14 protein-coding genes are annotated in these 15344 nt (G+C 69.9%); all 14 read left to right on the top strand.

Translation table 11 applies throughout. From position 1 onward, the window contains the following. Positions 1 to 43 precede the first annotated feature (43 nt). Positions 44 to 1282: a spermidine/putrescine ABC transporter substrate-binding protein gene (locus tag ACLL9L_RS07185; protein ID WP_411283960.1), complete on the top strand. Its 1239-nt coding sequence runs from the start codon at positions 44 to 46 to the stop codon at positions 1280 to 1282. Next, positions 1282 to 2400 (top strand): ABC transporter ATP-binding protein, encoded by a 1119-nt coding sequence (locus ACLL9L_RS07180; protein WP_411283959.1) that lies wholly within the window; start codon positions 1282 to 1284, stop codon positions 2398 to 2400. The genes ACLL9L_RS07185 and ACLL9L_RS07180 overlap by 1 nt, the downstream gene beginning before the upstream one ends. Positions 2401 to 2402: 2 nt before the next feature. Beyond that, positions 2403 to 3326 carry an ABC transporter permease gene (locus ACLL9L_RS07175; protein ID WP_411283958.1) on the top strand — a complete coding sequence of 308 codons (924 nt, stop codon included), beginning with the start codon at positions 2403 to 2405 and terminating at the stop codon, positions 3324 to 3326. After that, on the top strand, positions 3327 to 4118 hold the full coding sequence (locus ACLL9L_RS07170; RefSeq protein ID WP_411283957.1) for an ABC transporter permease: 792 nt from the start codon (positions 3327 to 3329) through the stop codon (positions 4116 to 4118). 3 nt (positions 4119 to 4121) lie between these two features. Continuing rightward, positions 4122 to 5372: a saccharopine dehydrogenase C-terminal domain-containing protein gene (locus ACLL9L_RS07165; protein ID WP_411283956.1), complete on the top strand. Its 1251-nt coding sequence runs from the start codon at positions 4122 to 4124 to the stop codon at positions 5370 to 5372. Between the two features lie 28 nt (positions 5373 to 5400). Next, positions 5401 to 6417, top strand: a complete 1017-nt coding sequence (speB, locus tag ACLL9L_RS07160) for an agmatinase (RefSeq protein ID WP_411283955.1) — start codon at positions 5401 to 5403, stop codon at positions 6415 to 6417. Between the two features lie 61 nt (positions 6418 to 6478). Next, on the top strand, positions 6479 to 7813 hold the full coding sequence (gabT, locus tag ACLL9L_RS07155; protein ID WP_411283954.1) for a 4-aminobutyrate--2-oxoglutarate transaminase: 1335 nt from the start codon (positions 6479 to 6481) through the stop codon (positions 7811 to 7813). A gap of 120 nt (positions 7814 to 7933) precedes the next feature. After that, positions 7934 to 9394, top strand: coding sequence for an NAD-dependent succinate-semialdehyde dehydrogenase (locus ACLL9L_RS07150; RefSeq protein ID WP_411283953.1), 1461 nt, complete (start codon positions 7934 to 7936; stop codon positions 9392 to 9394). Between the two features lie 93 nt (positions 9395 to 9487). After that, complete coding sequence (locus ACLL9L_RS07145) at positions 9488 to 10528, top strand: DnaB-like helicase C-terminal domain-containing protein (RefSeq protein ID WP_411283952.1); 1041 nt, start codon at positions 9488 to 9490, stop codon at positions 10526 to 10528. A 163-nt stretch (positions 10529 to 10691) separates the two neighbouring features. Then, entirely contained in the window at positions 10692 to 11099 is a 408-nt protein-coding gene (locus ACLL9L_RS07140) for a ribonuclease domain-containing protein (protein ID WP_411283951.1), read from the top strand. Then, a complete protein-coding gene (locus tag ACLL9L_RS07135) occupies positions 11096 to 11443 on the top strand; it encodes a barstar family protein (RefSeq protein WP_411283950.1) in 348 nt (115 codons plus the stop codon). Before ACLL9L_RS07140 ends, ACLL9L_RS07135 begins: the two co-directional genes overlap by 4 nt. A 168-nt stretch (positions 11444 to 11611) precedes the next feature. Next, positions 11612 to 12853 (top strand): 1-deoxy-D-xylulose-5-phosphate reductoisomerase, encoded by a 1242-nt coding sequence (gene dxr, locus ACLL9L_RS07130; protein ID WP_411283949.1) that lies wholly within the window; start codon positions 11612 to 11614, stop codon positions 12851 to 12853. After that, complete coding sequence (locus ACLL9L_RS07125; protein ID WP_411283948.1) at positions 12850 to 14196, top strand: M50 family metallopeptidase; 1347 nt, start codon at positions 12850 to 12852, stop codon at positions 14194 to 14196. The genes dxr and ACLL9L_RS07125 overlap by 4 nt, the downstream gene beginning before the upstream one ends. Before the next feature lie 299 nt (positions 14197 to 14495). Further along, positions 14496 to 15344: hypothetical protein (locus tag ACLL9L_RS07120; RefSeq protein WP_411283947.1), on the top strand; the 849-nt coding region annotated here is incomplete at its 3' end.

Raw genomic sequence — 15344 nt, 5'->3', positions numbered from 1 at the left:
CCGCCCGACAGCCAGACCCTTCCCCCACCCCTAGGAGACCCTCATGGGCGACGTCCTTCCCACTGCCGCTCAGGTGGCCCTGGCCCGCGGCCTGATATCCCGACGATCGGCGCTGACCGGTCTCGCCGGGGCCTCCGCGGTCGCCCTCCTCGGCGCCTGTGGCTCACCGGGCAAGAGTCCCGACGCCGGCGGCTCCGGCAGTGCCACGACGGCGGCGGCGCCGTCGGCCAAGGCGGCCCCCGACCTGTCCGACACCGAGAAGGTCGTCAACTGGTCGAACTGGCAGCAGTACATCGACGTCGACCAGAAGACGAGTGCGAGGCCGACGCTGGACGCCTTCACCACGGCGACCGGGATCAAGGTCACCTACACCGAGGACTACAACGACAACGACGAGTTCTACGCCAAGGTGCGCCCCCTCCTCGAGGCGGGCTCGGACACCGGCCGTGACATCTGGGTGAGCACCGACTGGATGGTCGCGCGACTGATCCGGCTCGGTTACGTGCAGAAGCTGGATCTCGCGAACATCCCCAACGCCGGCAATGTCGAGGACTCCCTGCGCAACGTCCAGTTCGACCCGGGACGCGCCTACTCGCTGCCGTGGCAGAGCGGCTTCGCCGGCATCGCGTGGAACCCCAAGGCCACCGGCGGCAAGAAGATCGAGACGGTCGACCAGCTGCTCACCGACCCGGCGCTCAAGGGCAAGGTGACCCTCCTCACCGAGATGCGCGACACGGTCGGCCTGGTGATGATGGCGATGGGCAAGAAGCTCGACAGCTTCGTCACCGCGGACTTCGATGCGGCCGTCGCCGAGCTGCGCAAGGCCAAGGACGCCGGGCAGATCAAGGGGTTCACCGGCAACGACTACACCAAACCGCTGGCCGCGGGGGAGACGGCGGCCTGTGTCGCGTGGACCGGTGATGTCGTCCAGCTGCGCGCCGACAACCCCGACCTCGGCTACGCCTTGCCGCAGACCGGGTGCACGCTGTGGTCCGACAACTTCGTCATCCCGGCGATGGCCCAGCACAAGAAGAATGCCGAGCGGCTGGTCAACTACTACTACGACCCGAAGGTCGTGGCGAAGGTCGTCGACTTCGTCACCTACATCAGCGTGGTAAAGGGGACCAAGGAGGTCCTCGCGGTGGACGACCCCCCGGTGGCCGCCAACGAGCTGGTCTTCCCGACCGCGGCGACCCTGTCCCGGGCGCAGGTCTTCCGTGGCCTCAGCGCGGCGGAGGAGACGGACTACAACCGCAAGTTCCAGGCCCTGGTCAACGGGTGATGGACGCGCAGCCGTCCGGTGACCTGCGGCTGGAGGGCGTCACGAGGACGTATGAGGCGTTCACGGCAGTGGACCACCTCGACCTGACCATCCCCCGCGGCTCGTTCTTCGCGCTGCTCGGGCCGTCGGGGTGCGGCAAGACGACGACGTTGCGGATGGTGGCCGGGCTCGAGCAGCCGAGCGAGGGCACGATCTCGATCGGCGCCAGGGACATCACGGACACGAAGGCCTACCAGCGCAATGTCAACACCGTCTTCCAGAACTACGCGCTCTTCCCGCACCTCAACATCCTCGACAACGTCGCGTTCGGCCTGCGTCGGCGCCGGGACGGGGAGTGGAAGGCCAAGGCGGTCGCTGCGCTCGACCTCGTCGAGCTCGCTCACACGGCAGGTAAGAAGCCCGGCCAGCTCTCCGGCGGGATGCAGCAGCGCGTCGCCCTGGCCCGGGCCATCGTCAACCGGCCCGATGTCCTCCTGCTCGACGAACCCCTCGGGGCGCTCGACCTCAAGCTGCGCCGGCAGATGCAGATCGAGCTGAAAAGGATCCAGCAGGAGGTCGGCCTGACCTTTGTCCACGTCACCCACGACCAGGAGGAGGCGATGACCATGGCCGACACCATCGCGGTGATGAACGGTGGTCGGCTCGAGCAGGTGGGCGACCCGGCAACGCTCTACGAGCGACCCCGGTCGACCTTCGTCGCCAACTTCCTCGGCCAGTCGAACCTCCTGCGCGCGAGACTGACCGGGCTGCGGGGCGACCACGCGGAGGTGGACGTGCACGGCATACCCCTGCGGTTGTCCCGCGCGCAGGTGCCCGAGGGCGCCGACGGGGTGTGGCTGGGGATCCGCCCGGAAAAGCTGCGCCTGGTCGGCGGTGACACGCCCGGGCTCAACGTGCTTCCCGGTGAGGTCACCGACGTGTCCTTCACCGGAGTAGCCACCCACTACCTCGTCCGGATGCCGTGGGGCCAGGAGCTGACCCTGGTGCAGCAGAACGACGGGTCGGCGCGGGCCGGGCTGGGAGAGACCGTGCGGCTCGGGTGGGAGCCGTCCCAGGCGTTCTCCCTCGACGTCGCGCAGGACGCGCACGCCGGCGAGGACCACGAGGAGGTCGTCTAGGCATGGTCCTTCTCGAGACGGCCCGCGGGGCCTCGACGCCGGCGCCGGCGGCTGCGCCCCGACGCCGCGGGCGGTGGACCCCCTACCTGCTGCTGCTTCCCGGCCTCCTGTGGCTCGTCGTCTTCTTCGTCGTGCCGACTCTGTCGCTGGCCTCGCAGTCCCTCCAGACCGGTGACGTCGACACCGGATACGTCCTGACCTGGCACGTCCAGAACTACGCCGACGCGGTCGGGCAGTACTGGCCGCAGTTCGCGCGGTCCCTCGGCTACGCGGCGACCGCCACGGTCGGCACCCTGCTCCTCGGCTATCCGTTGGCGTGGTTCATCGCCCACCGGTCCGGCCGGTTCAAGAACCTCCTGCTCGTGCTCGTGGTCGCGCCGTTCTTCACGAACTTCCTGATCCGCACCCTCGCCTGGCAGATCATCCTCACCGACGACGGCGTGGTCACGTCGTTCGCTCGCTGGTCGCACCTCACCTCGGTGCTGCAGGCCGTGGGCCTGACCGCCAACGACTCGCTCCTGTCCTCGAAGTTCGCCGTGATCTGCGGGCTCACCTACAACTTCCTGCCCTTCATGGTGCTGCCGCTCTACGCCAACCTCGAGCGGCTCGACATCCGGCTCGTCGAGGCGGCCGGCGACCTGTATGCCTCGCCGGTCCAGGCGTTCCGTCGCGTCGTCTGGCCGCTCTCCCTGCCGGGGGTGGTCGCCGGGACCCTCCTCACCTTCATCCCGGCGTCGGGTGACTTCATCAACTCCAGGCTGCTGGGCAACACCCAGACGGTGATGATCGGGCAGGTCATCGATGCGCAGTTCCTCCGGGTCCTCGACTACCCGATCGCGGCGGCGCTGTCGTTCATCCTGATGATGACGATCGTCGTCATCGTCGTGGTCTACGTGCGCCGTGCCGGCACCGAGGAGCTGGTCTAGATGGCCTGGCTGCGCCGCCACGTCCTCAGCGTCGTCGGGCTGCTCGTGATGGGCTACATCCTGGTGCCCAACCTGGTCGTCATCCTCTTTTCCTTCAACGCCCCGAACGGCCGCTACAACTACGAGTGGACGCGGTTCTCGCTCGATGCCTGGACCAACCCGTGCGGCAGCCCGGGGATGTGCGAGGCGCTCGGTCTGAGCCTCCGGGTCGGCCTCATCGCCTCGGTCGTCGCCACCGTGCTCGGCACGATGGTGGCCTTCGCCCTGGGCCGCCACCGGTTCCGCGGGCGGGCCGCGACCAACCTGCTGATCTTCCTCCCCATGGCGACGCCCGAGGTGGTCATGGGCTCGAGCCTGCTCACCCTGTTCATCTCGCTCGGGATCCCGTCCGGCAGCACGACGATCCTCATCGCGCACATCATGTTCTGCCTGTCGTTCGTCATCGTCACGGTCAAGGCGCGGGTCGCCTCCCTCGACCCCCGGCTCGAGCAGGCCGCCGCGGACCTCTACGCCAACGAGGTGCAGACCTTCCTGCGGGTGACGCTGCCGCTCGTGGCGCCCGGCATCGCGGCCGGGGGGCTGCTGGCGTTCTCCCTGTCGTTCGACGACTACATCATCACGAACTTCAACGCGAGCCCCTCGTCGGTCACGTTCCCGATGTTCGTGTGGGGCGCCGCCCAGCGGGGGACCCCCGTCCAGATCAACGTCGTGGGCACCGTGATGTTCCTCAGTGCCGTGGCGGTGGTCGGGATCGCCCAGGCCATCAGCACCCGTCGAGCAAGAGTGGTGTGAGACATGCGAGTCCTTGTCATCGGGTCCGGTGGCGTCGGTGACGCCGTCGCCCGGATCGCCGTTGCCCGCGACTTCTTCGACCTGCTCGTCATGTCGGACCACGACCTCGCCCGGGCCGAGGCCACCGTGGCCGCGGCCACCGCTCGCCGCGCGGGGGAGTCGCGCCTGGTCGCGGCCCGCGTCGACGCCTCGGACGCCGCGTCCATCGCCGCCCTGGCGCGCGAGCACGGGATCACCCACGTCCTCAACGCCGTCGACCCCCGGTTCGTCATGTCGGTCTTCGAGGGCGCCCTCGCTGCCGGGGCCGACTACCTCGACATGGCGATGAGCCTCTCGTCGCGCCACCCCGAACAGCCCTGGGCCGAGGTCGGTGTCAGGCTCGGCGACGAGCAGTTCGCCGCGGAGTCCCGCTGGCGGGCGGCCGGGCAGCTCGCGCTCGTCGGGATGGGGGTCGAGCCGGGCCTCTCCGACGTCTTCGCCCGGTATGCCGTCGACCACCTCTTCTCCGCGGTGGACGAGCTCGGCGTACGCGACGGCGCCAACCTCGTCGTACGCAACGAGGTCGGCGAGGAGATCTTCGCGCCCAGCTTCTCGATCTGGACGACGATCGAGGAGTGCCTCAACCCGCCCGTGGTCTGGGAGAAGGACCGGGGCTGGTTCACGACGCCCGCGTTCAGCGAGCCCGAGGTGTTCGACTTCCCCGAGGGCATCGGGCCGGTGGAGTGCGTCAACGTCGAGCACGAGGAGGTCCTTCTGATGCCCCGGTGGCTGGACGCGAGACGGGTGACCTTCAAGTACGGCCTCGGCGACGAGTTCATCGGCGTGCTGAAGACCCTCCACGCCCTCGGTCTGGACCGGGTCGAGAAGGTGCGCGTCGGGGACGCCCTCGTCTCACCGCGGGACGTCGTCGCGGCGGTGCTGCCCGACCCGTCCACGATCGGGCCCAGGATGACCGGCAAGACCTGCGCGGGGACGTTCGTGACGGGCACCGGCCTCGATGGGCAGCCGCGCGGGACCTACCTCTACCACGTGGTCGACAACGAGTGGTCGATGCGGGAGTACGGCGCCCAGTGCGTGGTCTGGCAGACCGCGGTCAACCCCGTCGTCGCCCTCGAGCTCCTCGCGTCGGGGGCCTGGTCCGGGACCGGCGTGCTCGGCCCGGAGGCCTTCGACGCGGTGCCGTTCCTCGACCTGCTCAAGGCCCCCGCCCCGGTCGGCTACGGCTCGCCCTGGGGCCAGGACGAGCGGTCGTGACCACGCCGCGCGACCCTAGGATCGGGAGATGACCCGCTATGGCGCCCAGTACGGCCCCGACCTCACGTTCCTCGGGGTGGACCGGTGCGACCTCGACGACGAGAGCTCGTATGCCGGGGCGGACGTCGTCATCCTCGGTGCGCCGTTCGACGGAGGCACGTCCCACCGCCCTGGGGCCCGGTTCGGGCCGCAGGCGATCCGGATGAGCGACTACCTCCCGCACGACGGGTCGCGCCCGTCGCTTGCGCTGCGCACCGACGGCCTGCGGGACCTGCGAGTGCTCGACGCCGGAGACGTCGAGATGTTCTCCGGTGACATCGAGGTCGCGCTGCCGGCGCTCGAGCGGGCGGTCGAGAAGGTGACGCGGTCGGGCGCCATCCCGGTGATCCTCGGCGGCGACCACTCGATCGCCTTCCCGGACGCCAAGGGGGTCGCCAACGTCCTCGGTCACGGCCGGATCTCGATGATCCACTTCGACGCCCACGCCGACACCGGTGACATCGAGTTCGGCTCGCTCTGGGGCCACGGTCAGCCTATGCGCCGGCTCATCGAGTCCGGGGCCCTGCGCGGCGACCGGTTCCTCCAGGTCGGGTTGCGCGGCTACTGGCCGCCGCCGGAGACGCTGGACTGGATGGCGGGCCACCGGATGCGTTCCTACGAGATGACCGAGGTCGTCCACCGGGGCCTCGACGAGTGTCTGACCGAGGCGTTCAGCATCGCCATGGACGAGTGCGACGGGGTCTTCCTCTCCGTGGACATCGACGTCTGCGACCCGGGCCACGCGCCGGGCACGGGCACCCCGGAGCCCGGTGGTCTCAGCGCCCGCCAGCTGCTCGACGCCGTGCGCCGGATCTGCCTCGAGCTGCCGGTCGTCGGCGTCGACGTCGTCGAGGTCAGCCCTCCCTACGACCACGCCGACATCACCGCGGCACTCGCGAACCGCGTGGTCCTCGAGGCCCTCTCGGCCATCGCCCGGCGTCGACAGGACGCTCGGGACGGGACGACCTGGGACCGCGCGACCCCGCTGCTCGACGGTCGCGGTTGACCCTGGCCCCGGCACAGCGCACGCATTGGACAGCATGAGACGAGAGATGGAGGCTGGACCCATGAGCATTGAGCAGAAGCGAGTCCTCACGACCGCGATCCCCGGTCCGCGGTCCCGGGCCCTGCACGCGCGCAAGGTGGCTGCCGTGTCGTCCGGGGTCAGCACCGGGCTGCCGATCTACGTCGAGCGCGCCGGTGGCGGCATCGTCGTCGACGTCGACGGCAACCAGCTCATCGACTTCGGCTCCGGCATCGCCGTCACCTCCGTCGGCAACGCGGCGCCGCGGGTCGTCGAGGCCGTGCAGAGGCAGGTCGCCGACTTCACCCACACCTGCTTCATGGTCACGCCCTACGAGGAGTACCTCGCGGTCTGCGAGCAGCTCAACGCGCTGACGCCCGGCGATCATGAGAAGCGTTCTGCGCTTTTCAACTCCGGCGCCGAAGCCGTGGAGAACGCGATTAAGGTCGCCCGCCACTTCACCGGCCGGCAGGCCGTCGTCGCCTTCGACCACGCCTACCACGGCCGCACCAACCTGACCATGGCGCTCACGGCGAAGAACATGCCCTACAAGGACGGCTTCGGGCCCTTCGCGGGCGAGATCCACCGCGTCCCGATGGCCTACCCCTACCGGTGGCCCACCGGCCGCGAGACCTGCGCCGACGAGGCCTTCGCCGAGTTCGTCCAACGGGTGCACACCCAGGTCGGCGAGCAGAACACCGCCGCCGTGATCCTCGAGCCGATCCAGGGCGAGGGCGGGTTCATCGTCCCCGCACCGGGCTTCGTCGCCACGGTCGCGAGGTGGTGCAAGGACCACGGCATCCTCTTCATCGCGGACGAGATCCAGACCGGCTTCTGCCGCACCGGGGACTGGTTCGCCAGCGAGCACGAGGACGTCGTCCCCGACATCGTCACCGTGGCCAAGGGCATCGCGGGCGGGCTGCCGCTCGCCGGCGTCACCGGGCGCGCGGACGTCATGGACTCGGTCCACGGCGGCGGCCTCGGCGGCACCTACGGCGGCAACCCGGTCGCCTGCGCCGCCGCACTGGCCGCGATCGAGACGATGCGTACGGACGACCTCGCGGCGCGCGCCCGGGCGATCGAGGCACTCTTCCGGCCCCGGCTGGAGGCCCTCGCCGCGAAGTACGACCAGGTCGGTGACATTCGTGGCCGGGGCGCGATGCTCGCGGTCGAGCTCGTCGCGTCCGCGGACGACAAGACGCCCAACGCGGCCCTGACATCGGCCGTGAACGCGTTCTGCCACCACGAAGGGCTGATCACCCTCACCTGTGGCACCTACGGCAACGTGTTCCGGTTCCTGCCGCCGCTCGTCGCCGGCGACGACCTGCTCTCCGAGGGGCTCGACATCCTCGAGGCGGCCTTCGCGGCGTCGGTCTGAGCGTGCTCCGTCTGAGCGTGCTGGGTAGGCTCTCGGACAATCCCTGCCGCAATCCGTGACGTGTCCCTGAAGAACCCCCAATCCACTGACGAACCCCTGACGACGCTCGAGAGGCCCCGCATGCCCATCACCCAATCGGCCCTGCTCGACGCCGTGCCCACCGGGCTCTTCATCGGGGGCTCGTGGCGCGACTCCTCGGACGGCTCCACCCTCGCCGTCGAGGACCCCGCGACGGGTCGCACCCTGGCGCACGTGGCCGACGCGAGCGTGGCCGACGGCCGGGCCGCCCTCGATGCTGCCGTCGCAGCGCAGTCGTCCTGGGCCGCGACGCCCCCGCGCGAGCGCAGCGAGATCCTCCGCGCGGCATACGAACGGCTCACCGAGCGCGCCGAGGAGTTCGCGCTGATGATGACACTCGAGATGGGCAAGCCCCTTGCGGAGTCGCGTGGCGAGGTCGCCTACGGCTCGGAGTTCTTCCGGTGGTTCGCCGAGGAGGCCGTCCGCATCCACGGCCGGTATGCTGTGGCCCCCAACGGCGCGACGCGGCTGCTGACGACCAAGCAGCCCGTCGGACCCGTCCTGATGATCACGCCATGGAACTTTCCCCTCGCGATGGGGACCCGCAAGATCGGTCCCGCGCTCGCGGCCGGCTGCACCATGGTCGTCAAGCCGGCCAGCCAGACGCCCTTGACGATGCTGCTGCTCGCCGAGCTGCTCACCGGGTGCGGCGTGCCCGACGGCGTCCTCAACGTCATCACGACGTCGCACACCCAGGACGTCTGCGAGCCGCTCATCCGCGACCCGCGGCTGCGCAAGCTGACCTTCACCGGCTCGACCCCGGTCGGGCGGATGCTCGTCGAGCAGTCGGCCGAGCAGCTGCTCCGGGTGTCGATGGAGCTCGGCGGCAACGCCCCGTTCCTGGTGTTCGGGGACGCCGACGTCGACCAGGCCGTCGAGGGCGCCATGCTCGCCAAGATGCGCAACATCGGCGAGGCCTGCACGGCGGCCAACCGCTTCTATGTCCACGAGTCGGTGGCCGAGGAGTTCTCCGGGAAGTTCGCCGCGAGGATGGGGGCGCTCACCCTCGGCAAGGGCACCAAGAAGGGCGTCACCGTCGGTCCACTCATCGATGAGAAGGCGCGCACCAAGGTCACCGAGCTTCTCGACGACGCCGTCGCCAGGGGCGCGAGGGTCCTCATCGGAGGGGAGCCACAGCGGGGGGCCGGCTACTTCTTCCAGCCGACCGTCCTCGTGGACGTCCCAACCAGCGCCCGGCTCCAGCAGGAGGAGATCTTCGGCCCGGTCGCCCCGATCACGACCTTCACGACCGACGCGGAGGCGATCGCGATGGCCAACGACACCGAGTTCGGCCTGGTCGCCTACCTCTTCACCAGGGACCTCGACCGGGCCCTGCGCACGAGCGAGGCGCTGGAGTACGGGATGGTCGGCGTCAACCAGGGCATCGTCTCCAACCCGGCGGCGCCCTTCGGGGGCGTCAAGCACAGCGGGTTCGGTCGCGAGGGCGGTTTCGAGGGCATCGAGGAGTACCTCGAGACCAAGTATGTCGGAATTGCCCTTTAACATCCCTTTACTCTTTCTTGACCGGGATCAGCCGTTCGGTTGACCTTTGGCAGAACCGTGGCGCGTAGGCCCGCGGTGCGCTTGACTGCGGTCATGACAACGATTACCGCGGCTCCCGCCCCCCGGCTGACCTCGATCTCGGCACTGCTCGACCGCACCGACGACGCTATCCGTCAGGGTGTCCTGCCGGGGGCCGTCGTGGTCCCCACCGGATTCAGGGTGCTCGACGACTCGCTCGACGGAGGTCTCCGCTCGGGTGAGCTCGTCATGCTCGGCGGTGCCCAGGGACTCGGCAAGTCGACGCTGGTCGTGCAGATGGTGCGCAACGTCGTGCGGGCCGGCGGCAGCGCAGTCGTCTTCTCCTACGAGTCGGAGGCGCACACCATCCTCGAGCGGCTCATCTCCCTCGAGGCCGCCGCCGCCGTCGGGCTGGGGTCGACGAAGCTGCGCTCCGTGCGCCGGGCCTTCGAGCTCCAGCCGGGCCAGCCCACCAGCCTGGAGGAGCGTCTCGCCCTGCTGCCCGGAGCCCTCGAGGGCCTCGAGGCGATCCGGCGCTACGCCGACCGGCTCCACCTGCACGAGTCGGCCACGTCGACGACCGACCTCGCCGAGATCGAGCGGGTCGTGCGCGAGGTCGAGGCGCAGACCGGGATCCGCCCCCTCGTCGTCATCGACCACCTCCAGAAGGTCCCCCTCACCCGGGGTCCGGCGCGGGGGGACGAGGAGCAGGTCGCGGTGGTGGAGCGCCTCAAGGACCTCACCGTCGCCCTCGGGGTGCCGATGGTCGTCGTCACGGGCGCGGGCCGCGCCCCGGGCTCCGGGGGCGCCCACGGCTCGCTCGGCATCCGCACCCGGGTCGCGGACCTGCGGGGCTCCGCCGCCGTCGCCCACGAGGCCGACGTGGTGCTCCTGCTCAACGAGAAGTACGACATCGTCGCCCGTCACCACTTGGTCTACGACCTCGGCAACGCCGACCGCTTCAAGGAGTGGGTCGTCATGACCATCGAGAAGAACAGGCACGGCGTGGACAAGATCGAGCTCGAGTTCCGCAAGCGCTTCTCTGAGGGTCGCTTCGACGCCGCGGGCCAGCTCGTCATGGAACAGCTCGTCGAGGACCGCCTCTACACCGAGTGACCAGACCCGGTCCTGCGCGCCCGGGGGGGCGTGCACAGGACCTTCGGGCGCGCCGGGGGAGCGCGCACCGTGGGGGGCCCGTCCGCGTGCTGGGGAGCGCGCGGACGGGCATGATGTGCAGGTGCGCACACCACGGCGGGGACGGTCCCCGAGGACGGCCCTCGTGGCCCTTCTCGTCGGGGGTCTCGTCCTCCTCGTCGCGGTCGGGCTGAGCCTCACCCGCTCCACGTCCGGCCCGGCCACCAGCGCGGGCGCGCGCACGTCGGCGGCCGACCCCGCGACGGGGCTGCGCTGGGTCGACGAGTCGACGCTGAACGAGCAGGCCAGGCAGACCCTGACCGCGATCCGGGCCGGCGGTCCCTTTCCCTACCCTCGCAACGACGGCGTCACCTTCGACAACCGTGAGCGCATCCTGCCCGCCAAGGGCAAGGGCTACTACAAGGAGTACACCGTCACCACCCCCGGCAGCCCGGACCGTGGTCCCCGCCGGATCATCACCGGCCAGGACGGCGCACGCTTCTACACCGGCGACCACTACGCCTCGTTCGAGCGCATCCGGGAGGGGGCGTGACCCGCCGGCTCGGCATCGGGGCCGACCTCGACGCGCTGGTGCGCCGGGCCCACGCCGCGGGCCGCGTCGTGCACGTCGTCGAGGGCGGGGAGGACAAGCGCGCCACCCTCGAGTCCTTCCGCGCCACGCTGGCGCTGCCCGACTGGTTCGGCCACAACCTCGATGCGCTCATGGACTCCCTGCGCGACCTCCAGGACGCCGACGGCCGGCCGATCTGCGTGGTCTGGGACGACGCCCACGCCCTGCGCGAGCAGGACCCCCGCGCCTTCCGCGCGATCGTGTCGGTGCTCGAGGACGTCGAGCGCGAACGCGACGACCTCCAGGTCACCATCATCGTCCGCTGAGGACACCCCCGCCTCGTATGCCGTGCTTCCGCCGCCCGGGTATGCCGCACAGCCGACCCGGAGTCAGCGGGGCCGCCCAGTGAAGTGGGGGCCGCAGCCCACTGGAGTAGGGGCCGCAGCCCACTGGAGTAGGGGCCGCAGCCCACTGGAGTGGGGGACAATGCGGGCGTGACTGCACCGCGCGCCGTGACCCTGCTCGGCTCAACCGGATCGATCGGCACCCAGGCCATCGAGGTCGTGCTCGCCAACCCCGACCGGTTCGCGGTCACCGCTCTGAGCGCCGGCGGAGGCAACCTCGAGCTGCTCGCCGAGCAAGCCGTCCGCCTCCGGGTCGAGTCGGTCGCGGTGGCGCGCGGGAGCGTCGAGGAGGTCACCGCCGCGATCGGTGGGGCGGCCGCGGCAGCGGGCTGCCCGGCATACCGGCCCGAGGTCCTGGTTGGACCCGAGGCCAACGCGATCCTCGCTGCCCGCCCTACCGACGTCGTCCTCAACGGCATCACCGGGTCCATCGGCCTCGCACCGACCCTGGCCGCGCTGGAGGCCGGCAACACTCTCGCGCTGGCCAACAAGGAGTCCCTCATCATCGGCGGCCCGCTGGTGCGCGCGGCCGCGAAGCCCGGGCAGATCGTGCCGGTCGACAGCGAGCACAGCGCCATTGCGCAGTGTCTGCGCGCCGGCTCGGCGGGCGAGGTGCGCCGACTCGTCGTCACCGCGAGCGGAGGGCCCTTCCGCGGGATGGCGCGTGAGCAGCTGCACGAGGTGACGCCCGAGCAGGCGCTCGCCCACCCGACCTGGGCGATGGGGCCGGTCATCACGACGAACTCCGCGACGCTGGTCAACAAGGGGCTCGAGGTCATCGAGGCTCACCTGCTCTTCGACATCCCCTTCGACCGGATCGAGGTCGTCGTCCACCCGCAGTCCGTCGTCCACTCGATGGTCGAGTTCACCGACGGCTCGACGATCGCGCAGGCCTCGCCGCCGAGCATGCTGATCCCCATCGCCCTCGGGCTCGGCTGGCCCGACCGGGTGCCGCAGGCGGCTCCTGCCTGCGACTGGACCCGCGCGACGACGTGGGAGTTCTTCCCGCTCGACCACCAGGCATTCCCGGCGGTGGCGCTTGCGAAGCAGGTGGGCGGGGCTGGCGGGACCTTTCCCGCGGTCTACAACGCGGCCAACGAGGAGTGCGTGCAGGCCTTCCTCGGCGGACGGATCCGCTTCACGGACATCGTCGAGACCATCGCCCGGGTGGTCGAGCAGCACGCCGACGGGGGCGGCGGGATCGATCCGTCGGACCTGGACGTTGACGCAGTGCTGCGTGCCGACTCCTGGGCCCGGTCGCAGGCGCGGTCGGTCCTCGGGCTGAGCGACAATGGTGGGACCAGCAACCTTGAGGGAGGGACCCAGGCGTGATCGCGTACATCGCCGGAGTGCTCTTCGTCGTCGTGGGTGTGGGCCTGTCGATCGCTCTCCACGAGATCGGCCACCTCGTGCCCGCGAAGAGGTTCGGCGTCAAGGTGACCCAGTACATGGTCGGCTTCGGGCCGACCATCTGGTCGCGTCGCCGTGGAGAGACGGAGTATGGCCTCAAGGCGATCCCACTCGGCGGCTACATCCGGATGATCGGGATGTTCCCGCCAAAGCCCGGGGACGCCCCGGACCGGCTGCGCTCGTCGTCGACCGGCCGCTTCAGCCAGCTCATGGACCAGGCCCGACAGGAGTCCATGGAGGAGGTTGGCCCGGCGGACCGCGACCGGGTCTTCTATCGGCTCTCGGTGCCAAGGAAGGTCGCGGTCATGCTCGGGGGACCGCTGATGAACTTCGCGATCGCGGCCATCCTGCTGGGCGGGATCTCCACCCTCTACGGCATCGCGACCGTGACCCCGCTGGTGGCGAAGGTCGCCACCTGCGCCCCGTTGACGGCGCCGAGCGTGCAGGTGCCCCAGCCGGAGTGCAAGACCGGCGACCCGACGTCACCGGCGTCGGTGGCCGGACTGCAGGAGAAGGACCGGATCATCTCGATCAACGGCAGGGCGGTCACGACCTGGGACGAGGTCACACCCCTCATCCGCAACGCCAAGGGCACGACGATGGCCATGGTGGTGGAGCGGGGCGGCCAGCAGGTCACCCTGCAGGCGCCGATCGCGTCGCTCAACCGGGCCTCCTACGTCGACACCGACAAGGTCAAAGTCGACGCCACCGGAGCGATCGTCACCGAGCCGGTGGGATACCTCGGTGCGACCCCCACGGTGGAGAACGTCAAGGGGAGCATCGGCGGGACCCCGGCCTTCGTCGGGAACGCGTTCGTGCAGACGGCCAGCGTGGTGGTCCACGTGCCGCAGAAGATGGTCGGCATCTTCCAGGCCGCCTTCGGCTCGGGCGAGCGTGACCGCAACGGCCCGATCTCAGTGGTCGGTGTCGGTCGGGTCGGCGGCGAGATCGCCAGCGCCGACCTGGGCGCCGGTAGCACGGGCGCCAAGTTCGTCACCCTCATCTCGCTCGTCGCGTCGCTCAACATGGCCCTCTTCGTCTTCAACCTCATCCCGCTGCTTCCGCTCGACGGTGGTCACGTCGCGGGCGCCCTGTGGGAGGGCCTGAAGCGGCGCAGCGCCAAGCTGCTCGGCAAGGCCGACCCCGGGCACGTGGATGTGGCGAAGGCGCTCCCCGTGGCCTACACGATGGCGGTGATCCTGATCGGGATGTCGGCGCTGCTGATCTACGCCGACATCGTCAAGCCGGTCAAGTTCTTCAACTAACGTCTCCTGCGGCGGGTCGCCAATTGGTTCGTCGCTGGCCTGTGGACAGAGCCTGACCCGCTCGCCAGATCCGCGACGATTCCCCCATGACGTCGCCAGCCACCAAAGGGGCAGCTCGTCCCTTTGACCCCAGCAAGCCGTTCACCCGGGCGGAGGGGATCGAGGGTGGACTGACGGTGCGACAGTTCCGGGGGCGTGACGTCGTCCGGCTCTTCCGCAATGTCTACATCTCGAGGTCGGTCACCCGGACCCTCGCCGTTCGAGCGAAGGCCGCTCTGCTCATTGCTCCCGAGGGCGCCGTGATCAGCCATCACACGGCCGCCCTCTTGTGGCGTGGGACCGTCCCGGACAACTCGGCTATCCACGTCACCATCGGGCACAAGCAGACATTGGATGTGCCCGGCATCCGCACCCATCGGTATCTTCGGGTTCCGAAGGGCCTTCAGCGCAATGGGATCCGGGTGACATCACCCGAACGGACCTTCGCCGACCCCGCGGAGTTCCTCGACCTCGTCCAGCTCGTGACGCTCGGCGACAGGCTGGTCCGGCGCGACGCGACGACGCCGGCGCGATTGATGCAGTTCGCCCGGAACTGGGACCGGCCCCGGTATGCGCTTCTCCGACGGGCAGCCTCCCTTGTAGGTGAGGGCGTCGACTTACCTCCGGAAAGCCGGCTCCGGATGCTCATCGTCCTGGCCGGGCTGCCTGAGCCCATCGTCAACCTCATCCTCCGTGACCCCGTCAGCGGAGACTGGCAGCGACGGTTCGAGCTCGCCTACGAGGAATTGCTCGTCGCGATCGAGTACGAGGGCCGCCACCATCGGGAGGAGGACGACGTCTGGGCCGATGACATCGAGCGACGTGAGGAGCTCGATCGCCGGACGTGGCGCATCATCCAGGTCGTCTCGGATGGCCTTTACAAGCAGCCCCTGCGCACCCTTCAACGTGTAGAGCAGGCTCGCCTCGACCGAGGGGCCCTGCCGACGGGCGGGTTTCGCGAAGAGTGGAGGAGTTTCTTTCCCGGCAAGGACTGGCGGATTCATCCAGTCGTCGCAACACCGGTTCACTACACGGCAGCCGAGAGTAGCGCGGCGAGGGCCTCGGCCGGGGTCTTCCAGTCGAGGGTTTTGCGGGGTCGGCCGTTGAGG

Source organism: Lapillicoccus sp. (assembly GCF_046595215.1).
Classification (GTDB): Bacteria; Actinomycetota; Actinomycetes; order Actinomycetales; family Dermatophilaceae; genus Lapillicoccus.
This window is presented reverse-complemented; position numbering and strand designations above follow the sequence as displayed.